The organism is Pseudomonas sp. B21-048, from assembly GCF_024748615.1.
In the GTDB taxonomy this organism is placed as follows: Bacteria; Pseudomonadota; Gammaproteobacteria; order Pseudomonadales; family Pseudomonadaceae; genus Aquipseudomonas.
Window position 1 is genome coordinate 4,194,388 of record NZ_CP087168.1, and the last position, 25,586, is coordinate 4,219,973.

The window sequence follows — 25,586 nt, forward strand, 5'->3', positions numbered from 1 at the left end:
ATCTCTTGGAGCTCTGCCCTGATCGAACTGATCAACTATGGCTGCAGATGGCGGCTTTGGCGTTGCTTTCCGATAAACAGCCCGACGAATCAGGCAAGACGATCAGGGTTCCAGGTTGAACAGCGCCGCGCCGCTCGTCATGTCGAACGGTGCCGACCAGTGTTCGTGGACGATCTGCCAAAGTCCCGCTTCCTGCCGGTAGCAGGCGGTGACGCGCATCCAGCAGGCCTGGGTTTCACCCTTCTCATTGGTGCCGCCGCAATGCGCCAGCCAGTGCGCGAAAGCGATCTCCTGCGACGGCACGATGTCGATCTCGTGGAACTCGAAAATGTGCGGACCGGGGCACATCTCCATGCATTCCTGCCAATGCGCACGGTAGGCCGCCTTGCCCTTGAATTGCAGGGCTTTGACGGCATCGAAGGAGACGATGTCATCGGCATAAAGGGCCATGACCTTTTCCACGTCCTTGGCGATGACCGCCTGACGATAGTTCTCGATCAGGTTATGGATTTGTGTCTGAGCATTCATGAGGGTTCTCCGTGGTTTTTTTTGTTGAAGACACCCTTAGTCGTCTGGCGAAATGCCAAATCGACAACCGAAATAAAAATAATCCATGGGTGCAAATTCGCTAGAATTCGAGGCTCATTTCCGTTGGAAAAAGGACACTCCAGTGACAGCCCGACTCGTGCCTTACGAAAGCCTGAATGCCCTGCAACGCCAACAGGTCGAAGCCATCGAAATTCACGCTGAGCAAATCAGATTCTCCGGCGACATTCACGGTGCGTTGCACACCTTGCTGTCCAAACCCGGCCCAGGCGTCAAAGGCTTTGCACTACTCGTAGAGGATACCCCGGTGGCCTTCCTGCTGCTCAAGCGCCCACCGGTGCTGCCGGCCTGGGCCGACGAACACAGCGCCACCCTGCACGCCCTGCAAGTCGATCGCCGCGCACAGGGCAAAGGCTATGGCAAAGCCTGCCTGCAAGCGCTGCCCGAGGTCGCGCGCCAGGCCTGGCCAGAAATCAAAGGGCTGGAATTGTCGGTGGATGCGGACAATGAATCGGCCATCGCGTTGTATGCCAAGTACGGTTTTGTCGACAGTGGTGAAGCGTACAAGGGCCGGATCGGTTATGAACGGCGGATGGGTCTGGTTTTCTGATTCGTAGAGGCATGCGGTTCGCCGCGCGGTGACCTGCCGACATCTCAAGGATCCAGGCAATCATTTCGGGCGACCCCAACCGCTGGCGCCTACTTCAACTTGTTCATTCCCTGAACTTACCGGATTGCTGGATCGGTGCCGGGTTTGTCAGGAATGCCGTTTGGGATCACTTGCATAACCGGGTTCCGTCCCCGGTCTCGACCGATATTGATGTCATCTGGTTTGACGCCGATCGCTGCACATCCACAGATGACCGACAGTTGGAAGAAGCTTTGCGGGGCCTGGATCGAACAGTCAAATGGTCGGTCAAAAACCAAGCCAGGATGCATGTTCAAAACGGCGACCAGCCCTACACGTCTTCAACGGATGCGATGAGATATTGGCCGGAAACAGCAACGGCGGTCGCTGTCAGACTTGTGCGGAGCAATGTTTGTCAGGTTGCAGCGCCGCTGGGACTGGATGATCTTTTTCGTTTGGTCATCAGGCCGACTGCAAGATTTGTTTCAGATAAGCACATAATTTTTCAAAAGCGCTTCAGATCCAAAGACTGGCTGACAACCTGGCCGCTGCTCAGGCATGAGAGTGGATGAATAAACAAAATACGAAGGCCTGAATTTGGGTGACTAAAAACCCCTCATTTTTCTCTGCTACAACTCCAACACCATCTCATGCCACGCCATCCCGCCATGATCGGACGCCGAAGGTTTGATATAGGCAAAACCAAACCCGGCATAGAGCGGAATGTGTTGCTCTTTGCACATCAAGTGGATGCTCGCCTTCTTCAGGGCACGCATGTGCTGGATGAATTCATCCATCAAGCGTTTCGCCAGGCCCTGCCCTTGATAGTCCGGATGCACCACCACCGACATGATCACCACGTGCGGGCCGGCCGGGTCGTGGCCGATCAGTTCCTTGAACGCCTCGTCCGACATTTGCACTTCAAACGCCGCACCGGAATTGATGAAGCCGGCTACAACACCCTCTACTTCAGCGACGATGAAGCCCTCGGGCCATGTGGCGATGCGGGTGGCGATTTTTTCACGGGTGGCGGCTTCATCGCCTTCGTAGGCAATGGTTTCGATGGCGTAGCAGCGGTCCAGGTCAGTGGGGGTAACGTGGCGGATGACGGTGTTCATGGCAGCTCGGATTCGGCGTGGACAAGGTTGGGGATCATAAATCAGCATCAACACGACATCGAGAGGCGAATCACCGATCCGCCGCTCGACTCGCTTTTTACGCTTTGAGCGGCAGCCAAATTTCCAGCACACCGGTGTTGAGCTTTGGGTTGAAATCGTCGCTGTAACGCTCGAACTCCGGGGCGTCCGCCGCCTCGTGACCGGATTGCGGCAGCCAGGTTTCCCATATGTATTGAAAGGTTTGAGGCAAGGTATCCAGCGAGCCTTTGTGCTCGAACACTGCGTAATACTGAGGCTGAATCTCGACCCAGCGGTATTTCTCGGGGAGGTCGTCGAGCTTGCTGATCTCGACGCCGGCGATGTATTCGAAGCCACCCTTGCCGTCGGGGTTGCAGCAGACGCCGTAGGTCACTTCGCTCTTTTGCCCGGGCACCTTCCCGATGTGGGGGACAAATTGCTCCCACAACTTGGGAATCTGTTTTTTCGCCGTCTCTTGGGTAAATCGCCCACCAAGCCCCGCTATGAGCAGGAAGTGCCCGTTTTCGAAGCGTTGTTTAGCCCTTTCGGCGCCTGTTTGCTCATCCATGACTCAACTCCTGGTACGAAAAAAATGGGTTCGGCTGGGAGTATAGAAGCCAAATCCGATTCGCCCAATTACAGTGTATGCAACTGCTCGGCGGCGCCCGGACCGATGAACTCGTTATAGCCCGAGAGGATCACGTAGACCGCGAAATAGCAGAAGATCGCCGCCGATGCCATATAGGAATAACGCAGCAGTTTGTCACCGAGCAATTTGCCGCCGTGGCTCGCAGCGAAGCACAGACCGACACACCAGAGCACTCCGGCGCACAAGAAACCACCGAGAAACAGCGCCGAGCTGAGTGCGCCGCCGCCACCGAAACGGGCGATCAGCGTGCCGCCCACCGCAGCGAACCAGAGAATCGCACTGGGCGATGACATGGCGAGAAAAATCCCGCGGAAAAACTCGCGACGGCGCGAGTTGTGCCCCACCTCCGCGGTTTGCGCCAGTAGCGCTTCATGGTGGATCGCCGAATAAATCATCTTCGCCGCGAAATACAGGAGCAACGCCGACCCGCCAATCCACAACACCCAGCGCACGGTTTCGTACTGCAGCAATACGGTCATGCCGGCCAATGCCAGTACCGCGTAAATCAGATCGCCGACACACGTTCCCAGCCCCAACGCAAAGCCTTGAAAGTAGCCGCGCTGCATCGCCAGCGTGATCATCGCGATATTGGCCACGCCGATGTCCAGGCACAGCGAAAGGCTCAACAAGAAGCCACTGGTAAATTCCATCGACCATATCCTTGGGGAAAATTTATTGATGCGCAGGCTAGACAGTGTGCCACGACTGCCCTTACATTCCGCCACAGGCCACCGCAGTGGCCAGCGTCGCTCGGACGGTTCCGGGCGCTTACGTTATCCGAGGCAACAATGGCCGAACAAGGTTCGCAGCGCCGCTTTGCGCGCATAGATCGACTCCCCCCTTACGTTTTCAACATCACTGCCGAGCTGAAGATGGCCGCCCGTCGTCGTGGTGAAGACATCATCGACTTGAGCATGGGCAACCCCGACGGCGCCACGCCACCGCACATCGTCGAAAAACTGGTCACCGTTGCCCAGCGCGAAGACACCCACGGCTACTCCACGTCCAAAGGGATTCCGCGCCTGCGCCGGGCGATCTCCAACTGGTACAAGGATCGCTACGAAGTCGACATCGACCCGGAAACCGAAGCCATCGTCACCATCGGTTCCAAGGAAGGTCTGGCGCATTTGATGCTGGCCACCCTCGACCAGGGCGACACCGTGCTGGTGCCGAACCCGAGCTACCCGATTCACATCTACGGAGCCGTGATTGCCGGCGCTCAGGTGCGGTCGGTGCCGCTGATTCCTGGCGTGGACTTCTTCGCCGAGCTGGAACGAGCGATTCGCGGCTCGATCCCGAAGCCGAAGATGATGATCCTCGGTTTCCCGTCCAACCCTACCGCCCAGTGCGTGGAGCTGGACTTCTTCGAGCGAGTGATCGCCCTCGCCAAACAGTATGACGTTTTGGTGGTGCACGATTTGGCCTATGCCGACATCGTCTACGACGGCTGGAAAGCCCCGTCGATCATGCAGGTGCCCGGCGCCAAGGACATCGCGGTGGAGTTCTTCACCTTGTCCAAGAGTTACAACATGGCGGGCTGGCGCATCGGTTTCATGGTCGGCAACCCGGAGCTGGTCAACGCCCTGGCGCGGATCAAGAGCTACCACGACTACGGCACATTCACCCCGCTGCAAGTCGCGGCCATCGCGGCGCTGGAAGGCGATCAGCAGTGCGTCAAAGACATCGCCGATCAGTACCGGCAGCGTCGCAACGTGCTGGTCAAAGGCCTGCATGAACTGGGCTGGATGGTCGAAAACCCGAAAGCGTCGATGTACGTCTGGGCCAAGATCCCCGAGGCTTATGCACACCTGGGCTCGCTGGAATTCGCCAAGAAACTGCTGGCCGAGGCCAAGGTCTGTGTCTCACCGGGTGTGGGGTTTGGTGAGTACGGGGATGATCATGTGCGCTTCGCGCTGATCGAAAACCAGGACCGGATTCGTCAGGCCGTACGCGGGATTCGCGGGATGTTCCGGGCGGATGGGCTGGTTACCAAAACCATCGTCTGACACATTGATCGTTCCCACGCGCAGCAAAGGAATGCGGCCCGGGACGCTCCGCGTCCCTTCCAGAGCCGAACGCGGAGCGTCCGTTGAGGCATTCCCACGCAGAGCGTGGGAACGATCGTCACCCACAAAAAAACCGCATCGCTGCGGTTTTTTTGTGTCTGCCGATCGGCTTAAACGAACAACGACAACAGCAAGATGAAGCCCAAGCCCACCACGGACAGGATGGTTTCCATCGCGGTCCAGGTCTTGAAGGTTTCCGCCACGGTCATATTGAAGTACTGCTTCACCAGCCAGAAACCTGCGTCGTTGACGTGGGACAAAATCAACGAACCGGCACCGGTGGCCAGCACCAGCAGCTCACGGTTCACACCCGGAATCATCCCCACCACCGGCACCACGATGCCCGCGCCAGTAATGGTTGCCACGGTGGCCGAACCGGTCGCGATACGGATCACCGCCGCCACCAGCCAGGCCAGCAGGATCGGCGAGATCTGCGCCTCCACCGCCATGTGACCGATCACATCACCTACACCGCTGGTTACCAACATCTGCTTGAAGCCGCCACCGGCACCGATGATCAGAATGATCGCGGCGGTCGGTGCAAGGCTCGCGTCCAGCCATTTGAGCATCTGTTGCGAACCGATGCCCTGCTTGTAGCCGAAGGTGTACAGCGACAGCAACAATGCCAGCAGCAACGCGGAGATCGGGTGACCGATCAGGTCCATGAAGGTGCGGAAGAAGTTGCCGTCCGGCAGCACCACATCGGCAAAGGTCTTGAGCAGCATCAGGAACACGGGCGACAGCACAGTGATCAGGGTGATGCCGAAGCTAGGCAGATCGCCTGCATCCTCATCGCGCACCAGTTGATCCACCAGTTCCTGATTCGGATGGCCGGGGATGTGCTTGGCAATGAACGTACCGAAGATCGGGCCGGCAATGATGGCCGTTGGCAGCGCAACGATCAGGCCATAAAGAATGGTTTTACCGATGTCGGCACCGAACACGCCGATGGCCAGCAACGGACCCGGGTGCGGTGGAACCAGGCCGTGCACGGCGGACAAACCGGCCAGCAGCGGGATACCGATCTTGATGATCGACACGCCGGTACGACGGGCGACGATGAACACCAGCGGGATCAGCAACACGAAGCCGATTTCGAAGAACAGCGGGATGCCGACCAGAAAGGCCGCGAACATCATGGCCCACTGCACCTTGTCTTTGCCGAAGGCTCGAATCAGGGTCTGGGCGATCTGGTCCGCCCCGCCCGACTCGGCCATCATTTTGCCGAGCATGGTGCCCAGCGCCAGGATGATCCCGACGAAACCGAGCACCCCACCGAAGCCGTCCTGGAACGCTTTGATGATGGTGCCGATCGGCATACCGGAGGTCAGCCCGAGAAAGGCAGCGGCGATGATCAGGGCAATGAAGGGGTGAAGCTTGAACTTGGTGATCAGGACGATAAGCCCGATCACTGTGACCACTGCGTCTAGCAGCAGGAATGACTCGTGGGACATGCCAAACATTAGGGTGTCTCCTGGTTGTTGTTGTTATTAAAGCGGTTATTCAAATGCCGTCAGGACAGCGCTATCTCTTGGAGCAAAACTCAACTGGCGAGTTTCAAGCCATGATCGAGCCACCAGGTATGGGCCAGCTTCGCTAACTCATCGACGCTGTGACTCGACGCATCCAGAGTCAGGGTCAGGGGCTCACCCACGGGCGATTCAAGGGTGGCGAACTGGCTGTCGATCAAGGTCGACGGCATGAAGTGCCCCGGCCGATGAGACACACGATCGGCGGCGACTTCGGGGGCTAGCTCAAGGAAAACGAAGCCCAGGCCCGGCAAGGCACTGCGCAAGCGTTCGCGGTAACTGTGTTTGAGGGCCGAACAGGTCAGCACCGGGCGCTCGCCCTTGGCATCGACGCGGCGCAGTTCATCGCACAAGCTGTCGAGCCAGCCGGCACGGTCTTCATCGTTCAAAGGAATACCCGCACTCATCTTTTCGATATTGGCGGCAGGGTGAAAAGTGTCGCCTTCAATGGCGGTCGCGCCGCTAAGCTGGCACAGGGACTGGCTGACGCACGTCTTGCCGCAACCGGCAACGCCCATGATGACCAGGGCGGTGATGGGATGATTCATGTAACACCTCAGCGCGCAGACAGCGCTACCTTTGCTAAGTGAAACTATTAGTGCAAAAGCAGAAGTTGCCGACGCCTTCTTGTCATTTTTGTGGGTTGCAGCTGTTCGTTCTCGATGCCAAAAAAGCGAGGATCAGGCAACCCCCGCTCATGCATTTGCAGCCACCTCGAGACAGCGCTACCTTAGTACCTTGAATTTTGTTTGGCAAGCCGTCCGATGAATACCCCTAAAAACGATAAAAATACGCGCACCACTGGCCGCCCTACCCTCAACGAAGTCGCGCGCCTGGCCGGTGTCAGCCCGATTACCGCCTCCCGCGCCTTGCGCGGCGTCAGCACGGTGGCCACCGAACTGGTGGAAAAAGTCCAGAAGGCCGCCCTCGACCTGAACTACGTGGTCAACCCCGCCGCCCGCGCATTAGCCTCGGCCCAGAGCCATTCCGTGGTGGTTTTGGTGCCCTCGCTGTCCAATCTGCTGTTCATCGACACACTGGAAGCCATTCATCAGGTTTTGCGACCAAAGGGCTTCGAAGTGCTGATCGGCAACTTCCATTATTCGCGTGATGAAGAAGAAAACCTGCTGCGCAATTACATGGCTTATCAGCCTCGCGGCTTGCTGCTGACTGGTTTCGACCGCACCGAAAGTTCGCGGCGAATGATCGAGGCCAGCAACATTCCCTGCGTCTACATGATGGAACTGGACAGCGCGGCCGGGCTCAATTGTGTCGGCTTTTCGCAAGTCGCTGCCGGCGAAACCGCGGCCGAGCATTTGCTGTCACGCGGTCGCAAGCGTCTGGCTTACATCGGTGCGCAACTGGACCAGCGCACGCTGCTGCGCGGCGAAGGTTTCCGCCGCGCGCTGCAAAAGGTCGGCTTGTATGATCCGGACCTGGAAGTGCTGACGCCGCGAGCCTCGTCGGTGGGTCTGGGCGGCGAATTGTTCCTGCAACTGCTCGCAGCCCATCCGGACGTCGATGCCATCTTCTTTGGCAACGACGACCTGGCCCAGGGCGCGTTGCTCGAAGCGTCGCGCAATGGCATCAAGATCCCCGAACGCGTGGCGATCCTCGGCTTCAACGACTTGCCGGCATCGGAGCACATGGTGCCGCGCCTGAGCAGCATCAGCACCCCGCGAGAAGCCATTGGCCGTCGCTCCGCGGAGCTGATGCTGACCTTGCTGGCCGGCAATTCAGTGACCAAACCGGTGCAAGACATGGGGTTTGAATTGAAGGTGCGCGAGAGCACCTGACGCACGACCATTCCCATCCTCCGCGTGCTAGATTCCCGATACCTGGAGCAGCAAACGGAGAAGCTCAATGGGACATGCGCTGAAAATTTTGGGTCGAGCCTCGTCAATCAACGTCAGAAAAGTCCTGTGGACCTGCGACGAACTGGGCGTTCCCTACGAACGCGAAGACTGGGGCAGCGGTTTCGCATCGACCCAGAGCCTGGAATTTCTCCAGCTCAACCCCAACGCACAGGTGCCGGTCCTCATCGACGAAGCCGGCGTGCTGTGGGAGTCCAATACCATTTGCCGGTACCTGGCCGGCAAATACCAAAACACGGACCTGCTGCCCACCGAGCCGGCGGCCCGCGCTCGCGTGGAGCAATGGATGGACTGGCAAGCCACTGAACTCAACCCATCGTGGGGTTACGCCTTTTTCGCCCTGGTCAGACAATTGCCGGGCTTTCAGGACTCGCAGCGGATTGCTGATGGCGTTCGCGGCTGGAACGCGAAAATGGGCATCCTCGAACAGCAACTCACGGCGACCGGCGGCTATGTCGCCGGGCCTCGGTTCACATTGGCCGATATCCTCATCGGCTTGTCGGTCAACCGCTGGCGAATGACCCCGATGGAGCGCCCGGACTACCCCGCCGTCGACGCCTATTGCCAACGACTGGCGCTACGGCCGGGGTTCATGGAACATGCCTGCAACGGTGTGCCTTGATTCAGTAAGGCATTGCGAGCATACCCGTCAACGCTCGCACCGCTGCCGAAGGCGCTTTGTTGGGCGCGACCACCAACGCAAATTCCCGATCAATACGCGGCGTCACAGGCACTACGCGCAGGCCTTGGCGATGGGTCGGCAGGGTCATTTCCGGCACCAGGGTCACGCCGATGTTTTCCCGCACCAGGGTGAACGCACTGCTCCATTCACGCACCTCGGCCCGCACATCCAGCAGTTGCAGCCCGGCATCGGCCGCCAGGCTGCGGGCATTGGTCGAACAGCCGCCGGTGGCCAGCACAAAGGGTTGCTCGGCCAGTTCCGCCAGTGAGACGCCCTCTTCATTCGAACGGCGCGCCAAGGGGTGGCCACCGGGCAGAACCGCCACCCAGGCATCCTGTCCCAAACGACCGGCATTGCGCACGGGCGCCGGGTTCAACACCACGCCGACATCCACCAGCCCGTCATTGAGCAACGTTTCCACTTCATCGTCGCTGACCTCCAGCGCCACCACTTGAATGCCGGGATACAGCTGATTGAACCGGCGCAGCAATGGCGGCAGAAAGGTCGCCAGCACCAACGGAAAACTCGCCAGGCGAATGGTTCCGCGCTGAATGTCTTTAGTGGCGTCGACGGTACTGCGAATGTTCTCGAGGGCGCCGAGCATGATTCGCGCCTGTTCGATCACAGGCAAGCCAATGGCGGTCGGCAGCGTCTGGCGGTTCTCCCGAGTGAACAGCCGAACGCCCAGGGTTTCTTCGACCAGGGCCAGCGCCTGGCTGGCACCGGACTGGGTCATTCCGACCCGCTCGGCGGCCCGGGTAATGTTGCCGGTATCGGCCACCGCCAACACCATTCGCCAGTGCATCAGGTTCATCATGGCAGTAGCTTTCCTAATGGCGATTTTCTGAAAGATTAATTTTACCGAGTACGCCGCGCACTATGACACTGGCGCAAATCCGCAACCAGAGCCCTGCCCATGAAGTTGTACTACGCCCCACAAGCCTGCTCATTGGCACCGCACATTGTGCTGCGCGAACTGGATTTGCCGTTCGAGTTGGTCCGTGTCGACAACAGCACCAAGAAAACCGTCACCGGCGAGGACTTTCTTGCCATCAGCCCCAAAGGCTACGTGGCGGCATTGCAGCTGGATAACGGTGAGGTGCTGACTGAAGGCCCGGCGATCCTGCAGTACCTGGCGAGTCTACGGCCCAAGGCGAATCTGGCACCGGCGAATGGGACGTTCGAGCGGGTGCGTTTGCAGGAATGGCTGAATTTCGTTTCGACCGAGATTCATGGCGGGCTGGGTTGGCTGTTCAATTCGCAGTTTCCGGATGACGTGAAGGTGCTCATCAAAGAGAAGCTGTTCAAGCGTTTTGTCGTGTTGAGTCAGACATTGGAGAGGCAGGATTATTTGATGGCGGGCGGATTCAGCATCGCCGATGCCTATCTGTTTACGGTGTTGCGCTGGACGCAGGTGTTTGGTATCGATTTGGATCAATGGCCGGCGTTGGCGCGGTTTCAGGCACGCGTTGATCAGCGGCCAAGCGTGAAAGCGGCGTTGGCTGCGGAATGGATGTAAGGCGTTAGATCAATCGCGAACAGGCTCGCTCACAGAGGACCTCATTCGCAATCAGTGAAAGGGGTTGCAACGCTTCCCGGGCCAGCGCCAGCGAGGCCAGTGGCGCAGGAGTTCTTGCCGATTGCCTGATTATTTCGATAGGCATAAAAAACAAGGAGCCCGAGGACTCGGGCTCCGTTGATGCGGGATCAATGGCCGAATACGCCCACCTTCTTGGACTTCTTGTCCGCACGTTTCTCGATGGCGGTTTTTGCCGGTTTCTTTTTTGCCGCTTTCTTTGAATCCATACCTTTGGACATGATGCGCACTCCACTCAGAGGGGATGTGAGATCAGGTATACACCTATCCTTGCATCGGCGTTCTTTTATAATCGTCCGCTTTGCGCACCGACAGTCCAGGCCATGCCCAACACCCAGTACACCTTGCTTGATGAGCCCTTGTGGCCGTTGATGAACAAGTTTTACCGCGCCCACCAATCGTCGATGAAAGCGGTCCGCGATGCTCGGCTGTGGGTCGCAAAACACGATGAGATCATTGCGGCGTTATGTTTGCGGCCAGTGTCCGGTGGGCATTGGCTGACCGGGCTGTTCGTCGCCCCAAGCTGTCGCGGGCAAGGGATCGCCGCAGCGTTGATCGCCCACGCCGTCAAGCACCTCGAAGAGCCGGTCTGGTTGTTTTGCCATCCGGATTTACGCGGCTTTTATGAGCGTCGGGGTTTTACATTCGACCCACCCCTGCCCTACGCGATGGCTGAACGGTTGAGCCGTTACGCACGCAGCAAACCGATGATCGCGATGGGTTTGGAGCCGTTGTTGGGGTCGAGCGGATAATGTTGCAGGTAAACAGCGAAGATCAAAAGATCTAATCGTCTGCCGCTGGATCAAGGTCCGGGAACATCACGTCGGTAAATCCGAACTTGCTGAAATCAGTGATGCGCGACGGGTATAACCGGCCGATCAGGTGATCGCATTCATGCTGCACCACCCGCGCGTGAAATCCCGAGGCGATGCGCACGATTGGCTCACCCTTGGGGTCGAAGCCTTCATAACGAATCTGCTGATAACGATCCACCGCACCGCGCAGCCCCGGCACTGACAAGCAACCTTCGAAGCCCTCCTCCATCAATGGGCTTAATGGCGTGATCAATGGATTGATCAGAATCGTCTGCGGCACCGCTTCGGCGTCCGGGTAGCGCTCGCTGTGTTCGAAACCAAAGATCACCAGTTGCAGGTCGACACCGATCTGCGGCGCGGCCAGGCCAACGCCGCCGACACTTTCCATGGTCTGGAACATGTCGTCGATCAGTCGCCACAACTCGGGGCTGTCGAACATTTCTGCGGGCACCGGCGGGGCAATGCGCAGCAGGCGCTCATCGCCCATTTTCAGAATTTCACGGATCATTTTATGGCTTCGTCAGTGGTCGGTTTGATTGAATGGTCCCGTCCCAGTCCCGACACGTGGTGTTTTTCTTCATGGCCGGGGCCATGCTCGCCAGGGACCTTCTCGCCAGGGTCTTTGCCCTCGCGCGACATGTGCTCGATCACCGCATTCATTTCCGCGCCGAGCAACATCACCGCGGCGGAGATATAGAAGTACAGCAGCAACACGATGATCGCGCCGATACTGCCATACATGGCGTTGTAGTTGGCGAAGGTTTTGACGTAAAAAGCGAAGCCCAGCGAGGCAATGATCCAGACCACCACCGACAGCACCGCACCTGGGGTAATGAAGCGAAACTCTTGTTTGACGTCGGGCATGACGTAGTAAATCAGCGCCACCGCCATCATCAGCAAAATCACGATTACCGGCCAGCGGACAATGGTCCAGACGGTCACGATGAAATCTTCGAGACCCACTTGCGCGGCGATCCAGCCCATCACCTGCGGCCCGAGCACCATCAGCGCGGCGGCGATCAGCAACATGCCGGCGATGCCGATGGTGTAGAAAATCGACAGCGGAAAACGCTTCCAGACCGGACGGCCTTCGACCACGTCATACGCGGCGTTCATCGCGCTCATCATCAACCGCACACCCGCGGAGGCGGTCCACAGGGCGATCACGATACCCACCGACAATAATCCCCCCTTGGATTGCTGCAGCTGGTCGATCACCGGGTTCACCTGCTCCAGCGCCTGGGGCGGCAGAACCAGTTCCGATTGCAGCCGCAGCCAGGAGAAAAAATCCGGCAAGTGCAGGAAACCGATCAGGGCGATAAGGAACAGGATGAAAGGGAACAGCGAGAACAGCATTTGATAGGCCAGCGCGGAGGCATAGGTCGACATCTCGTCGTCGACGAACTCGGTGACCGTGCGCATCATCACCCGATGCAGGGGCAAACCTTTCATGGTCGGAAAAAACATTCGCGTCTCCTTTCGCCGCAAAAAGGTTGAAGTCATGGCGACTCAGGGGCCGTTTTCTACAACAAAGTAGCCTACTTGGCGACTTTGAAACAATTTCCTTGCTCAAGTTCAAGCTGACACCAAAACGGCCATCCGCGGATGGCCGTTTCTATTACTCGTCAACGCCCGGATTACGCCTTGTCGATGCCTTTTTTAAGAGCATCCTTGGCTTTGCCGATCGCTTGCTGGTTTTCGCCTTTCCTCTCCTGCGCCACGCCTTCGGAGCGCAGCTTCTCGTTGCCAGTGGCTTTGCCAACGCCTTGTTTTACGTTGCCGGCCGCTTCGTTTGCCATACCTTTTACTTTATCGCCGGTGCTGCTCATGGCATTTCTCCTGTGAACATTTCAACGGGGAAAGTGGTTACACAAGGGTTGACCGGGAGCCTTTACGCGGAGTTTCATTTATTTATTAACCGGACATTTCGCAGGTTAGGCTTTATGTTTACAGGCTTTGCCCCGAGAATGCGCAACGTACTCAGGCCATGGCGCTGAAGATCCAATCCCGTAGGAAGGTTATGAAACTCGATAAAAAGCAGGCCATTGCCCGCAGAAACCAGGAACTCGGCGGTGCTGTGCTTGGCGTCAACAACTGCCATTTCACCGAATTGAACCGCAATCGCAATATTTTCTGGTTCGATATTCCGGTCGCGCGTCTGGCCATTGGTCAGTACGAATGGATTCACTTGCTGATGCACACTCCGGATACCGACGAACTGCTGCACCTGAAAGTGCCGACGGTGTTCCTGCGCGAAAAACTCGAAGGCCTGGTGGTGCGCAACCAGGGCAAGCGCAAGGCGGCCCTGAGCCTGGAATTGAGCGCCGACAAGGACGCCTACCTGCAGGACATGCGCCCGACCGGTACCAACGTTGATTTCGCGCAGTTCCGCCAGTAATCACCCTTAGATCGTTCCCACGCTCTGCGTGGGAATGCCGCACCGGACGCAGAGCGTCCCGGGATGCGTTACCACGCAGAGCGTGGGAACGATCAGGCAGGTAACAAAAAGCCCCGCACCACACTGCGGGGCTTTTTTTGACTAGGCGCTGACTTTCTTCACGCCCAGTTTCTTCAGCTCTTCGTCACGCAGTTCGCGGCGCAGGATCTTGCCGACGTTGGTGGTCGGCAGCGCGTCGCGGAACTCCACGGCTTTGGGTACTTTGTAGCCGGTGACGTTGGCGCGCATGTGCTCCATCACCTGTTCCTTGGTCAGGGTCACACCCGGTTTGGCGACGATGAAGATCTTGATCGCCTCGCCCGACTTCTCGTCCGGCACACCGATGGCCGCGCATTGCAGCACGCCCGGCAGGGTCGCCAGCACGTCTTCAAGCTCATTGGGGTACACGTTGAAACCGGAGACCAGGATCATGTCTTTCTTGCGATCGACAATACGCATGTAACCGTCAGGCTGGATCAACGCGATGTCACCGGTCTTCAACCAGCCTTCGCTGTCGAGTATTTCATCGGTGGCGTCCTGACGCTGCCAGTAGCCCTTCATGACTTGCGGACCTTTCACACACAGTTCACCGATGGCGCCCAACGGCTGCTCGACACCGGCATCGTCGATGACTTTGCACAGGGTCGACGGCACCGGAATACCGATGGTGCCGACCTGGATGTTCTGGCTCGGGTTCACCGTGGCCACCGGGCTGGTTTCGGTCATGCCGTAACCTTCGCAGATCGGGCAACCGGTGACCGCTTTCCAGCGCTCGGCCGCGGCCAGTTGCAAGGCCATGCCGCCGGACAGGGTAATTTTCAGACTGGAGAAATCCAGCTTGCGGAACGCTTCGTTGTTGCACAGCGCAACGAACAGCGTGTTCAGGCCGACGAAACCGCTGAACTTCCACTTCGACAGTTCCTTGACCATCGCCGTCAGGTCACGCGGGTTGCTGATCAGGATGTTGTGGTTGCCGATCAGCATCATCGCCATGCAATGAAAGGTGAAGGCATAAATGTGGTACAGCGGCAGCGGGGTGATCAGGATCTCGCAACCTTCGTTGAGGTTGGAGCCCATCAGCGCCTTGCACTGCAGCATGTTCGCCACCAGGTTGCGGTGGGTCAGCATCGCGCCCTTGGCCACGCCGGTGGTGCCGCCGGTGTATTGCAGCACGGCAATGTCGCTGCTGGCCGGGTTGGCTTCAACCACTGGCTGGCCATGGCCCTTGCGCAACACGTCATTGAACTTGATGGCCTTGGGCAAGTGATACGCCGGGACCATCTTCTTCACGTACTTGATGACACTGTTGATCAGCAGACGCTTGAGCGGCGGCAGCAAGTCGGCCACCTCAGTGACGATCACATGCCTGACGCCGGTTTTCGGCACGACGGTCTGGGCCAGGTGCGCCATATTGGCCAGGCAGACCAGGGCTTTGGCACCGGAGTCATTGAACTGGTGTTCCATTTCCCGCGCGGTGTACAGCGGGTTGGTGTTGACCACGATCAGCCCGGCGCGGATGGCACCGAAAACGGCGACCGGGTACTGCAACACGTTGGGCAGCTGCACGGCGATTCGATCGCCCGGCTGCAAATCGGTATGCTGTTGCAGGTAAGCGGCAAAGGCACCGGACAATTCGTACAGTTCACCGTAGGTGATTGTCTTGCCCAGGTTGCTGAATGCCGGTTTGTCAGCGAAGCGTTGGCAGGACTGCTTCAACACTGCCTGAATATTCGGATACTCGTCTGGATTGATCTCGGCAGCAATTCCAGCTGGGTACTTATCCTTCCAAAAGTCTTCGATCATGGAAGCCCACTCCTCAGCAACGCGAATTCAAATACCGCATTTGATGCGATTATTATTGATGCTTGATTATTGGTGAGTCTGGCTTTTTACAAGGCCGAGAAGTCACAAAGCGCGCCGAGAGTAGCAGCTTTGCCAAAGGCCGACTAGAGCCAAAATCAGCCCATGAAGTCACTTTAATGACTAAATACTAGCAAGCAGTCATTTTAGAGCAAAAATCCTATACAGCCCTGGAAGCCTCGTAATATGGGCCTTCAAAGCAAAAGATCGTCCGAACGCGGCCCGAGCCTTCGGACGATCTTTTGGCACCACCTCGGTCTACGACCGTTTAGGCGATCTCACGCAGTTCCCGCCGCAGGATCTTGCCCACCGGCGTCATCGGCAACGACTCACGCAAGACGATGTGCTTGGGTACTTTGTACGCCGTGAAATTTTCCTTGCAGTACGCCTTCAGCTCTTCAAGACTGACCCCCGACTCGCGGGCCACCACAAACAACTTCACCGCCTCCCCCGAACGCTCATCCGGCACGCCGATCACCGCGCAGTTGGCGACTTTCGGGTGGGCCATCACCACGTCTTCGATCTCGTTCGGGTACACGTTGAAGCCCGAGACGATGATCATGTCTTTCTTGCGATCGACAATGCGCACGAAACCGTCCGGGTCGATCACCGCAATGTCGCCGGACTTGAACCAACCGTCGGCATCCAGCACTTCGGCGGTGGCTTCGGGTTTCTGCCAGTAGCCCTTCATGATCTGCGGGCCCTTGATGCACAGTTCGCCACGCTCGCCCAGCGGCTGCTCGACGCCCTCATCGTTGATGATCTTGAGCGTCGTGCCCGGCACCGGCAGACCGACCGTGCCGATGCGCGACTTGTCTCCGTAAGGGTTGGTGCAGGCCACTGGCGAGGTTTCGGTCAGGCCGTAACCTTCGGTGATCCGGCAACCGGTGAGCTGCTCCCAGCGCTCGGCCGTGGCCTTTACCAGCGCCGTGCCACCGGAGTTGGTGAGTTTAAAACTGGAGAAATCCAGGGTCTTGAAATCGGGGTGCTCCATCAGCGCGACGAACAGTGTGTTGAGACCCAAGAGCAGCGTGAATCGCCAGTTTTTCAACTCCTTGATGAAGGCGCCAATGTCCCGTGGATTGGTGATCAGCACGTTGTGGTTGCCGGTGACCATCATGCACATGCAGTTCGCCGTGAAGGCATAGATGTGGTAAAGCGGCAGCGGCGCAATCATCACTTCCTGGCCTTCACGCAACAACGGCTGACCGCTGGCGTCGAATTGCCCCATGCACGCTCGCGCCTGCTGCATGTTCGCCACCAGGTTGCCGTGGGTCAGCATGGCGCCCTTGGCCAGCCCGGTGGTGCCGCCGGTGTATTGCAGCACGGCGATGTCATCAAGGCCGACGTTCAGCGGTTTAATGCCCAGGCCCCGGCCCAGACGCAGCGCGCTCTTGAAGGACATGGCCTGCGGCAACGAATAGGCCGGGACCATTTTCTTGACCTTTGCGACCACGGTATTGACCAGCCAGCCCTTGGCGGTGGGCATCAGGTCGCCCATTTTCGCTTCGATCAGGTACTGGATGTCGGTGTCGGGCAGCACTTCCTGGACCTTCTGCCCGAACACGTTCAGGTAGACCAGCGCCCGGGCTCCGGAGTCCTTGAACTGATGACGCATCTCCCGCGCAGTGTACAACGGGTTGGTGTTGACCACGATCAGCCCGGCGCGCAAGGCACCGAACACGGCAATCGGGTAATGCAGGACATTGGGCATCTGCACCGCAATGCGATCCCCCGGCACCAGGTCGGTATGGGCTTGCAGGAAACCGGCGAACGCGGCGCTGTAGCGCTCCAGTTCGGCGTAGGTCAGGGTCACGCCCATGTTGCTGAATGCCGGGCGATCAGCAAATTTCTTGCAGGAACGCTCGAACACCTCGATCACCGACTTATAGGCCCCAAGGTCAATATCCAGGGGCACGCCGGCCGGGCGTTTGTCATTCCAGAAATCAGGTTGCATTATTCTTGTCCTCTTTACCTGAGCCTATCCGGGGCCGCTTTTCTGTCCTTTCTCTCTCATAGCTCAAAAAGCGGAAAGCGAAAAACGGTGCTTCCCGGACACTAGCAGCTATGGTGAATCAGGCAAATATGCGCACGGGCGTCATAGATCGCGTGAATCTTGCTGCCCCGCCGTGGCCTGATCAGACGGTAGACGACGGATGCGCTATACAATGCAGCGGGGCTGTTTTCCATCCAACAGCCTCATGCAGTCCAACGCAAAGGAATCGCCATGATCCATGACACTTTCTGGCTGACCGCGAGTGACCGCAGCCGCCTCTTTGTCAATCAGTGGCTGCCGGCCGCACCGCTCAAGGCGGTGATCCTGCTGGCCCACGGCATGGCAGAACATAGCGGTCGCTACGCCCGTCTGGCGCAAGCCTGCTGTGATCAGGATTACGGCGTTTATGCGCCGGACCTGCGTGGACATGGCAAAACGGCCGAAAACGGTACCTTGGGCCATTTCGCCGACGATGATGGCTGGTGCAAAGTGGTCGGCGACCTGGCCAGCCTTAACCAACACATCGGCCAACAGCATCCCGGCGTGCCGATCGTGTTGCTGGGCCACAGCATGGGCAGCTACATCGCCCAGGCTTATTTGCTGCACCACAGCGCCAGCCTGCACGGGGCGATTCTCAGCGGCTCGAACTTCCAGCCCGTGGCGCTCTATCGCGCAGCGCGACAGATTGCTCGCCTGGAACGCCTGCGCCAGGGCCCCAAGGGGCGTAGCAAGCTGATCGAGTGGCTGTCGTTCGGCTCATTCAACAAGAAATTCAAACCGGCGCGCACGCCGTTCGACTGGCTGAGCCGCGACCCGGCCGAAGTCGACAAATACGCCAATGACCCGCTCTGCGGCTTTCGCTGCACCAATCAACTGTGGATCGATTTGCTCGGCGGCTTGCAGCAAATCAGCAAAGCGTCCAATCTCGCCCAGATCGATCCGGGCCTGCCGTTGCTGGTGATCGGCGGCGAATGTGATCCGGTGAGCGAAGGCAAACGTCTGAAAGATCTGGCCCATGCGCTGCGCGACGCTGGTTGCCAGAGCCTGCAGCTGACTATTTACCCGCAGGCCCGGCATGAACTGTTCAACGAGAGCAACCGCGACGAAGTGACGGCCGACGTGCTGAACTGGATCGCCCAAGCCTTGAGCGCTCGCCGGCCACCCAGAACCGAATAGTTTTTTTGTGGATTTTTTTAATTCGTCACAGGAATCGAGACAAATGACCCAGGTTACCAACACCCCTTACGAAGCCCTCGAAATCGGCCAGACCGCCAGCTACAGCAAGACCGTTGAAGAGCGAGACATTCAGTTGTTCGCCGCGATGTCCGGCGATCACAACCCGGTGCACCTGGACGCCGAATTCGCCGCCGCCAGCATGTTCAAGGAGCGTATCGCCCACGGCATGTTCAGCGGTGCGTTGATCAGCGCGGCGGTGGCTTGCGAGTTGCCTGGGCCGGGGACTATTTATATCGGTCAGACGATGAGTTTTCAGAAGCCGGTGAAGATTGGCGACACGCTGACGGTGCGCCTGGAAATTCTCGAGAAACTGCCGAAGTTTCGTGTGCGTATCGCCACGCGGGTATTCAATCAACGCGATGAGTTGGTGGTGGATGGCGAGGCGGAGATTCTGGCGCCGCGCAAGCAACAGACCGTGACATTGCCGACGTTGCCGGCGATCAGTATCGGCTGATTCACCGCTCATCTGTGGCCAGGATGGGCTTCCTGTGGCGAGGGAGCTTGCTCCCGCTGGGGTGCGAAGCGCCCCAAAATCGGGCCCCTCGACTCACCTGATCAGGTGCGGTGGCAGCTATTTTACGACTGCTTCGCAGTCGAACGGGAGCAAGCTCCCTCGCCACAGACAAGCCTCCTTGCCACAGCGAATGCGGCGTTATCGCTCTTCCTCCTGCACCTGCACACTCGCCGTCATCCCCGCACTCAAACTGAGCCCTTCAGGCAACTTGTCGAGTTTGATCCGCACCGGAATCCGCTGCGCCAGGCGCACCCAGTTAAACGTCGGTTCCACCTCTGCCAGCAATTGCCCATCGGGCGTGGTGTTGCGATCCGTGATGCCGCGACTGATACTTTCAACGTGCCCCTGCAACGCCTCTCCCGCGCTCATCAGCCAGACCTTGACTGGATCGCCGACGCGAATTCGCGGCAGTTTGGTTTCTTCGAAATACGCCTGAACATAAAAGGTCGAATCATCGATCAATGCCATCACCGGTTGCCCGGCATTCACGTAATTACCCTGAGCCAGACGCAGGTTAGTGACATGACCGCTGCGAGGTGCATGGACCTCACTGCGGGCCAGGTTGAGTTGCGCGACCTTGGCTTCGGCCTGAGCTTCACGCAGTTCGCCCCGGGCGATGCCGGCATTGATTTGCGCGTTCTCGCGCAGTTCGGCACTGATCGCCTGCGGCCCGAGACTGGCGCGGCGGCTGGCTTCATGTTCACGCAGGCTGAGTTGCTGCTGACGGGTCTGCACCACCGCTTGAGCCTTTTCCAGCGCGGCTTCGAAACGATCGCGGTCGATGCTCAGTAACAGATCACCAGCCTTGACCTGTTGGTTATCGAAAGCCTTGAGCTCATGCACCCAGCCAGACACGTCGGGGGCGATGACCACCACGTCGGCGCGGATCCGTGCGTCGCGGGTCCAGGGCGTCAGCATGTAGTACTGCCACAGATGGAAACCGGCAAACATCGCCAGCGCCGTCAGGCTCAGGGTGACCGCAATACGTACGGGTGTACGCATATTCAACTCCTTACAAAGGCCCGAGGACGACGGTGATCAGGGTCAATACACAGACGTACGAGGCGCAATCAAATAATGCTTCGTGCCAGATCCAGCGGCCGGCCGGGGTCAGGCGCAACAGCATGCGCAACGCTGCGGTGACCAGCAATGCCAGCAGCACATCAATCAGAAACGGACTGAGCAGCACACCGCCTGCCGACCACTCACGCAAGCCCATGGCTTTGCTCCTGTTGAAGACACCAGGCACGCCAGCTGCTTTGCAATTGCAGCACCGCGCCCTGGGCAAGTTTCACCGCGTCGCTGGGTGGCAGCGCGTACAAGGTTTTCAGCAACGCTTCGCTCGGTTGTACCAGTGCCTCGGCGCGACTGCCGGCCGGCCCTTGTTCGAGGACTTTTTCCAGATGCTCGAGATAACGCCGCGGGGCCGCACTGACCGGCAGTTCGGCGGCCGCCAGGCTCAAGCGCAAATGCAGCAACTCATCGCCGATGTCCAGACCGAGCAAGCCGTCGTCCCAGCGGCTGCGCGCCGGCGCCGGTAATTCGGGATAGTGCTGTGCCAGTTGCAGCAATCGGTCGGCCATGCGTCCGCCGAACCAACTTTCAGCACCGCGCAGATTGCGTCGGGTCAGGCGCACCAGATCCGCGAGGGTCGCCGCCAGCAACCGTCGGCCATGCCATGCCGGGTTGCGCAAGATCAGCAAGTGAAACGCCAACACCGCGGCCCCCACCCCAATCAGCATGGCCTGAGCACTGTTGAAAAAATTCGCGACATCGAACGTCATCCTGTTCAGCGGCGATATCAACACAATGAAGTGCAAGCAGAATGAAGTGGCCGTGGCGCCGATCTGCGGTTTGGCCATGCCCAGTGCGCCGAAAAACAGCGGTGCGCCCATCCCCATGCACAGCAAAGTAAACCCGCTCCATTGTGGCAGCAGAATCTGCCCGACGATGAACGCCGACGGAATCGCCAATAGAATACCGCGCAGAAAGCTCATGCCGATTTGCGCCCCATTCTCGCGGCTGGCAAACAGGCTGCACACCACACACGTCAACACCAACGCACCCGCCGCCGCCGGCCATGCCGTCGCCAGCCAGAAACCCGCCACCACCAGAAACGCCAGCGCACTGCGCGCGCCGAAGACCAGTGCCAACGACAGGTCGCGATGCGGCGTCAGGGTTCTCGGTGGATCGACCGTTTCACTGCCCTCTTGTACCGCTTTCAATGCCGCACAGGTTGCCATGGCGGTATCGAGCAGCAAGGTGAAACGGGCCAGGCAGTAACTTTGCGCGCAGCTGATGTGTGCATCGCGAGAGGCGTCGAACACCCTCGGGCGCAAAGCTTGCAGCATGGCCGTATCGCCAGCGCCAAGGGTCTGCTGAACCTCGGTCATCCATGGCATCAGTTGCTCAGCTTCCTGCGGTTCCAACTGATTCCATTGGCGGCGCACCGAACGGGCGATGCGCAACAGCATCAACAGTTTCTGACTCAAACCGCTGATGGCCCGCGCTCGTTGCCGACCGAGACTGCCTTCGAACCAGGCATGCTCCCGTTGGGCGTCGACCGCGACGATTTTTCCGAGGATTTCCAGCAAGCCTTTACGCGCCTGACCGTCGCCGGCCAGGGTCGCGCGCGCGGCATTCATGCCGCTTTGCCAGGCCGCCTGGGCTTGATCCGCCAATTGCCGCTCAACCCGCAACGGCCAGAGCAACGCACTGGCGGCGGTGGCGCAGAAAATGCCCAGGCAGATTTCCGTGCAGCGAGCCACGGCTTGATCAAATACTGTCAGCGGATGATTAATGGCCGGCAATGCGATGATTGCCACCGTGTAACCGGCCAACACGAAGGAATAGGACCAGGCACTGCGCAGCAAGGTCGAACTCGCCGTACACAGCCCGAGCCACAACGCCAACGCCAGCAAAAACAACCAGGGCGTCTGAGCAAACAGCCCCATGAACACCACCGACATGATCGTCCCGACCAGCGTGCCCAACAGCCTTGCCAAGCCCTTTTGCACCACCATCCCGGACAAGGGCTGGGCAATGATAAACGCCGTCATCAACGCCCACGACGGTTGCTCCAGCCCCCAGCGCAACGCCAGCCACAGCGCCAGACCACCGCCAATCAAGGTCTTGATCGCGAACTGCAAGGCGCGGCGGTCAAGCGCGAACAAGGCCTGCAAAGTGATAGGCACGTAAGACACTCTTGAAAGGACGGTTTAACGATAGACGCGTTGAGTGAGCTCACTGGAAAAACAAATTATTAGCTAGCTATCTATATCCCGTCCAGCGTTAAATCCCGAACCACAAAAAAACGCCAGACGGGCTGGCGTTTTTTGACAGATAACGAACGCTTATGAGCGTGCGCGAGCCTGGTTACGCAGGGCTTTCACCTGATCATGGTTGCGTTGTACGCCGTGGTACTGACGCTCGACCATGTCACGAATGCTCACCAGATTGTTCTTGTTGATTTTTTCCAGCGCCTCCTTGTAAGCCTTTAGCGCATGGTCTTCACCGCGTTCGGCTTCGTTCAGCACCGCCTCTTCATCCTTGCCGGTGAACATCGCTTTCACGTCGACCCAGCGACGGTGCAGATCGCCGCTGACGCTGGTGGAGGTTTCCGGATCCCCCCCTAGGGAACGCACGGCAGCCTGCAGTTCGGCAGCGGCAGCAGCGCAGTCGGCGGAGCGCTGAATGAACAGGTTTTTGAGTTCTGGTTGTTTGATGTCTTCAGCGCAAGTCTTGAACCCTTCCTGACCGTCTTTACTGGTTTCAATCAGGTCGTTGAGTACAGAGATCGCGTCTTTATTAATGTCGGTCATTTTTCAATTCCTTGCGGTTGATGAAAGATGCAATTAGTAGTTGCACCCTGCATGCCAGCTTTGAATTGACGTCTTTTTACTTATATTTCAATCGGTTGGCTTACAAGTCGAAATCTGTATCCGCTTTTTTTGCATGATCTGTCATTTGGCCTGCATGCAGAATGCCTGTATTTTCCAGACTGTTTTGAATCAAGACGACTGATGATGAATCCCGAAAAGCTCGAACTGCTGATTACCCGCGAAATGCCCTTCGGCAAATACAAGGGCCGCATCATCGCCGACCTGCCCGGCCAGTACCTGAACTGGTTCGCTCGCGAAGGTTTCCCTCACGGTGAACTGGGCGGTTTGCTGGCCTTGATGCAGGAGATCGACCACAACGGCTTGTCGGAGCTGCTCGAACCCCTGCGCGCCAAACATGGCAAACCAGCCCCTCGCCACTGATTCGTCCTTCATTACCGAGTTGATCATGCCCGATAACACCCGTTCCCGCGATGAAGCCTTTTTTGGGCGCTGACGTCACACGGTGTACTTATCGAAATCCTCGGGTTTGATTTGCGATGACACCGCAAACGTGTCGACACCGATGGTCATGTGGCCGAAAAAGCCGTCGTCGTTCGAGTCTCGAGCAATGGTATGGACATTCAAGGTCGAGGCTTCACCCCCCATGCCCTGATAGAACTCATCCTGCTCGTTGTTCAGCGCGCAGGTGCCACGCCCACGGTACTCGCGGGCATTGAGTACCGCCCGTGAGGCCACCTCGGGAAAGTACAGCTGGCCGACCCAGGCGACATGCCGCTCTTCCAGGTAGTTGTTGCCGGCCGTGATTCGTACCGCCACATGAATATGCAGGGCGCGGCCGGCATAAAAACCCGGGTAGATGGTGGTAAATCGCACCACACCCCAGCGATCGGTAAATTGCCCGCCACGCAGATAGGTATCGTCATCAGTACGCGGGATCGAACCGATGGCATTGACGTCGACTTCCTTGTCCGGGTCGACCTTGCTCCAGCCCGAATACGCCCCCCGCGCGTTGCAATGCCAGATATCGACCAACGCCCCCGTGACCGGTTGCCCGGTCATGGCATCGACGATCGTCAGTCGCAGCACAAGGGGAACGCCATCCATGCCTTCGCTGATGTTCCGTCTGATCAGTTTCGGGTTTCGAAAATACGGGCCGGCGATCTGCTCGGGTGACAGTTGGTAAACCGGTGGTGGGGATGTCATTGCAGTGTTGTCGTCCATGACGCTCTCTCTTCCATAAGATGAACGCAGGTTAACGCTGGACGAACGGCGAGATGCGGTAACTATGTATCGTATCTTTTCCTGTGTAGGAGCGAAGCTTGCTCGCGAAAGCGGTGTGTCAGTCAACCACAATGGTGAACATGACGACGCCTTCGCGGGCAAGTCGGATCGCCGCACCGCTCGCTCCTACAAGATTTTATTTCAGGCAAAAAAAAAACGGTGCACCGACCAAGTGCACCGTAAAGCCGTAGAACACACAACGAAGTGTTTGGTAAAAATCCAGTGAATCAGTCCAGCAGGGCCAATGCCTCGGCGGTGCATTCCTGAATGCGGGCCCAGTCGCCGTTCTTGATCCACTCGGGATCAAGCATCCAGCTACCGCCCACGCACATCACGTTTTTCAACGCCATGTAGCTTTTGATATTGGCCGGGCTGACGCCGCCGGTCGGGCAGAATTTTACTTCGCCAAACGGGCCGCCCAATGCCTTGATGGCCGCGACGCCGCCGCTGACTTCCGCCGGGAACAGCTTGAAGCGGCGATAACCCAGGCTATAGCCTTCCATGATGCCGGAGGCATTGCTGATGCCCGGCAGCAGCGGGATCGGACTGTCGACACTGGCTTCAAGCAGGTCACGGGTGATGCCCGGCGTGACGATGAATTGTGAACCGGCCGCTTCGGCAGCGGCCAGCATGCTGCGATCAAGCACGGTGCCGGCACCGGTCACCAGTTCCGGACGCTGCTCGCGCAGGATCTGGATCGCCTTGAGACCGAACGGCGAACGCAGGGTCACTTCCAGCGCCGTCAGGCCACCGGCCGCCAGGGCGTCGGCCAATGGCAGCACGTCCTGTTCACGAGCGATGGTGATCACCGGCAGAATCCGCGCCTTGGCGCAGAGGCTGTCGATCAGGGCAACTTTGTCCGCCATGGAAACGGTCGGGGATGTGTTTGTCATAGCGG

Annotated in this window: 29 protein-coding genes; 11 read left to right on the forward strand and 18 right to left on the reverse strand. The window is 58.5% G+C overall.

The window, feature by feature from the left end; genetic code table 11:
- Window positions 1–102: 102 nt before the first annotated feature.
- Window positions 103–528, reverse strand: a complete 426-nt coding sequence (locus LOY56_RS19730; RefSeq protein ID WP_007898742.1) for a nuclear transport factor 2 family protein — start codon at window positions 526–528, stop codon at window positions 103–105.
- A gap of 142 nt (window positions 529–670) precedes the next feature.
- Here LOY56_RS19730 and LOY56_RS19735 point away from each other — a divergent pair, with 142 nt between their 5' ends.
- On the forward strand, window positions 671–1,156 hold the full coding sequence (locus tag LOY56_RS19735; protein WP_258616686.1) for a GNAT family N-acetyltransferase: 486 nt from the start codon (window positions 671–673) through the stop codon (window positions 1,154–1,156).
- Window positions 1,157–1,197: 41 nt separating this feature from the next.
- Complete coding sequence (locus LOY56_RS19740) at window positions 1,198–1,746, forward strand: nucleotidyltransferase family protein (RefSeq protein ID WP_258622785.1); 549 nt, start codon at window positions 1,198–1,200, stop codon at window positions 1,744–1,746.
- 57 nt (window positions 1,747–1,803) lie between these two features.
- Here LOY56_RS19740 and LOY56_RS19745 read toward each other — a convergent pair whose 3' ends face one another.
- The 3 genes from LOY56_RS19745 to LOY56_RS19755 form a co-directional block, all read right to left on the reverse strand.
- Window positions 1,804–2,292, reverse strand: a complete 489-nt coding sequence (locus LOY56_RS19745) for a GNAT family N-acetyltransferase (protein ID WP_258616687.1) — start codon at window positions 2,290–2,292, stop codon at window positions 1,804–1,806.
- A gap of 97 nt (window positions 2,293–2,389) precedes the next feature.
- Window positions 2,390–2,878, reverse strand: coding sequence for a GyrI-like domain-containing protein (locus LOY56_RS19750; RefSeq protein WP_258616688.1), 489 nt, complete (start codon window positions 2,876–2,878; stop codon window positions 2,390–2,392).
- Between the two features lie 68 nt (window positions 2,879–2,946).
- Window positions 2,947–3,609 (reverse strand): LysE family translocator, encoded by a 663-nt coding sequence (locus LOY56_RS19755; RefSeq protein WP_258616689.1) that lies wholly within the window; start codon window positions 3,607–3,609, stop codon window positions 2,947–2,949.
- A 138-nt stretch (window positions 3,610–3,747) separates the two neighbouring features.
- Between LOY56_RS19755 and alaC the strand changes: the two genes are divergently transcribed.
- On the forward strand, window positions 3,748–4,965 hold the full coding sequence (gene alaC, locus LOY56_RS19760) for an alanine transaminase (protein WP_258616690.1): 1,218 nt from the start codon (window positions 3,748–3,750) through the stop codon (window positions 4,963–4,965).
- Between the two features lie 170 nt (window positions 4,966–5,135).
- Here the strand turns inward: alaC and LOY56_RS19765 are convergent, their stop codons facing one another.
- Window positions 5,136–6,488, reverse strand: a complete 1,353-nt coding sequence (locus LOY56_RS19765; RefSeq protein ID WP_258616691.1) for a GntP family permease — start codon at window positions 6,486–6,488, stop codon at window positions 5,136–5,138.
- Window positions 6,489–6,568: 80 nt separating this feature from the next.
- A complete protein-coding gene (locus tag LOY56_RS19770; RefSeq protein ID WP_258616692.1) occupies window positions 6,569–7,102 on the reverse strand; it encodes a gluconokinase in 534 nt (177 codons plus the stop codon).
- Window positions 7,103–7,318: 216 nt separating this feature from the next.
- Between LOY56_RS19770 and LOY56_RS19775 the strand changes: the two genes are divergently transcribed.
- Both LOY56_RS19775 and LOY56_RS19780 read left to right on the forward strand, forming a co-directional pair.
- Window positions 7,319–8,350, forward strand: coding sequence for a LacI family DNA-binding transcriptional regulator (locus LOY56_RS19775; protein ID WP_258616693.1), 1,032 nt, complete (start codon window positions 7,319–7,321; stop codon window positions 8,348–8,350).
- A gap of 67 nt (window positions 8,351–8,417) precedes the next feature.
- On the forward strand, window positions 8,418–9,050 hold the full coding sequence (locus LOY56_RS19780) for a glutathione S-transferase family protein (protein ID WP_258616694.1): 633 nt from the start codon (window positions 8,418–8,420) through the stop codon (window positions 9,048–9,050).
- A 1-nt stretch (window position 9,051) separates the two neighbouring features.
- On the opposite strand, the gene LOY56_RS19785 is transcribed toward LOY56_RS19780, so the two are convergent.
- Window positions 9,052–9,927, reverse strand: coding sequence for a LysR family transcriptional regulator (locus tag LOY56_RS19785; RefSeq protein ID WP_258616695.1), 876 nt, complete (start codon window positions 9,925–9,927; stop codon window positions 9,052–9,054).
- 99 nt (window positions 9,928–10,026) lie between these two features.
- Here LOY56_RS19785 and gstA point away from each other — a divergent pair, with 99 nt between their 5' ends.
- Window positions 10,027–10,629, forward strand: a complete 603-nt coding sequence (gstA, locus tag LOY56_RS19790) for a glutathione transferase GstA (protein WP_258616696.1) — start codon at window positions 10,027–10,029, stop codon at window positions 10,627–10,629.
- A 401-nt stretch (window positions 10,630–11,030) separates the two neighbouring features.
- Entirely contained in the window at window positions 11,031–11,459 is a 429-nt protein-coding gene (locus tag LOY56_RS19795) for a GNAT family N-acetyltransferase (protein ID WP_258616698.1), read from the forward strand.
- A gap of 31 nt (window positions 11,460–11,490) precedes the next feature.
- Here LOY56_RS19795 and def read toward each other — a convergent pair whose 3' ends face one another.
- The 3 genes from def to LOY56_RS19810 form a co-directional block, all read right to left on the reverse strand.
- A complete protein-coding gene (gene def, locus LOY56_RS19800) occupies window positions 11,491–12,030 on the reverse strand; it encodes a peptide deformylase (RefSeq protein ID WP_258616699.1) in 540 nt (179 codons plus the stop codon).
- Window positions 12,027–12,989: a YihY/virulence factor BrkB family protein gene (locus LOY56_RS19805; RefSeq protein WP_258616700.1), complete on the reverse strand. Its 963-nt coding sequence runs from the start codon at window positions 12,987–12,989 to the stop codon at window positions 12,027–12,029. Before LOY56_RS19805 ends, def begins: the two co-directional genes overlap by 4 nt.
- A gap of 170 nt (window positions 12,990–13,159) precedes the next feature.
- On the reverse strand, window positions 13,160–13,351 hold the full coding sequence (locus LOY56_RS19810; RefSeq protein ID WP_258616701.1) for a CsbD family protein: 192 nt from the start codon (window positions 13,349–13,351) through the stop codon (window positions 13,160–13,162).
- 191 nt (window positions 13,352–13,542) lie between these two features.
- Between LOY56_RS19810 and LOY56_RS19815 the strand changes: the two genes are divergently transcribed.
- Window positions 13,543–13,920, forward strand: coding sequence for a hypothetical protein (locus LOY56_RS19815; protein ID WP_258616703.1), 378 nt, complete (start codon window positions 13,543–13,545; stop codon window positions 13,918–13,920).
- A gap of 141 nt (window positions 13,921–14,061) precedes the next feature.
- On the opposite strand, the gene fadD1 is transcribed toward LOY56_RS19815, so the two are convergent.
- A complete protein-coding gene (fadD1, locus tag LOY56_RS19820; protein WP_258616704.1) occupies window positions 14,062–15,762 on the reverse strand; it encodes a long-chain-fatty-acid--CoA ligase FadD1 in 1,701 nt (566 codons plus the stop codon).
- A 325-nt stretch (window positions 15,763–16,087) separates the two neighbouring features.
- Complete coding sequence (gene fadD2, locus LOY56_RS19825; protein ID WP_258616706.1) at window positions 16,088–17,776, reverse strand: long-chain-fatty-acid--CoA ligase FadD2; 1,689 nt, start codon at window positions 17,774–17,776, stop codon at window positions 16,088–16,090.
- 270 nt (window positions 17,777–18,046) lie between these two features.
- Here fadD2 and LOY56_RS19830 point away from each other — a divergent pair, with 270 nt between their 5' ends.
- Window positions 18,047–18,991, forward strand: coding sequence for an alpha/beta hydrolase (locus LOY56_RS19830; RefSeq protein ID WP_258616708.1), 945 nt, complete (start codon window positions 18,047–18,049; stop codon window positions 18,989–18,991).
- A gap of 43 nt (window positions 18,992–19,034) precedes the next feature.
- Window positions 19,035–19,505, forward strand: coding sequence for a MaoC family dehydratase (locus LOY56_RS19835; protein ID WP_007934748.1), 471 nt, complete (start codon window positions 19,035–19,037; stop codon window positions 19,503–19,505).
- Window positions 19,506–19,703: 198 nt separating this feature from the next.
- Here LOY56_RS19835 and LOY56_RS19840 read toward each other — a convergent pair whose 3' ends face one another.
- From LOY56_RS19840 to LOY56_RS19855, 4 genes are all read right to left on the reverse strand, one after another.
- Complete coding sequence (locus LOY56_RS19840; protein WP_258616709.1) at window positions 19,704–20,567, reverse strand: HlyD family secretion protein; 864 nt, start codon at window positions 20,565–20,567, stop codon at window positions 19,704–19,706.
- A gap of 10 nt (window positions 20,568–20,577) precedes the next feature.
- Window positions 20,578–20,784: a DUF1656 domain-containing protein gene (locus tag LOY56_RS19845; RefSeq protein WP_258616710.1), complete on the reverse strand. Its 207-nt coding sequence runs from the start codon at window positions 20,782–20,784 to the stop codon at window positions 20,578–20,580.
- Entirely contained in the window at window positions 20,771–22,759 is a 1,989-nt protein-coding gene (locus tag LOY56_RS19850) for an FUSC family protein (protein ID WP_258616711.1), read from the reverse strand. The genes LOY56_RS19845 and LOY56_RS19850 overlap by 14 nt, the downstream gene beginning before the upstream one ends.
- A 159-nt stretch (window positions 22,760–22,918) precedes the next feature.
- Window positions 22,919–23,386: a PA2169 family four-helix-bundle protein gene (locus LOY56_RS19855; protein ID WP_258616712.1), complete on the reverse strand. Its 468-nt coding sequence runs from the start codon at window positions 23,384–23,386 to the stop codon at window positions 22,919–22,921.
- Window positions 23,387–23,590: 204 nt separating this feature from the next.
- On the opposite strand from LOY56_RS19855, the gene LOY56_RS19860 reads away from it, so the two are divergent.
- Window positions 23,591–23,827, forward strand: coding sequence for a DUF3820 family protein (locus LOY56_RS19860; protein ID WP_007949456.1), 237 nt, complete (start codon window positions 23,591–23,593; stop codon window positions 23,825–23,827).
- A gap of 75 nt (window positions 23,828–23,902) precedes the next feature.
- Here LOY56_RS19860 and LOY56_RS19865 read toward each other — a convergent pair whose 3' ends face one another.
- Both LOY56_RS19865 and LOY56_RS19870 read right to left on the reverse strand, forming a co-directional pair.
- The gene (locus LOY56_RS19865; RefSeq protein ID WP_258616713.1) at window positions 23,903–24,628 is read right to left on the reverse strand and encodes an intradiol ring-cleavage dioxygenase; all 726 of its coding nucleotides are present in this window, start codon (window positions 24,626–24,628) and stop codon (window positions 23,903–23,905) included.
- 287 nt (window positions 24,629–24,915) lie between these two features.
- Window positions 24,916–25,581: a bifunctional 4-hydroxy-2-oxoglutarate aldolase/2-dehydro-3-deoxy-phosphogluconate aldolase gene (locus tag LOY56_RS19870; protein ID WP_258616714.1), complete on the reverse strand. Its 666-nt coding sequence runs from the start codon at window positions 25,579–25,581 to the stop codon at window positions 24,916–24,918.
- Window positions 25,582–25,586 lie beyond the last annotated feature (5 nt).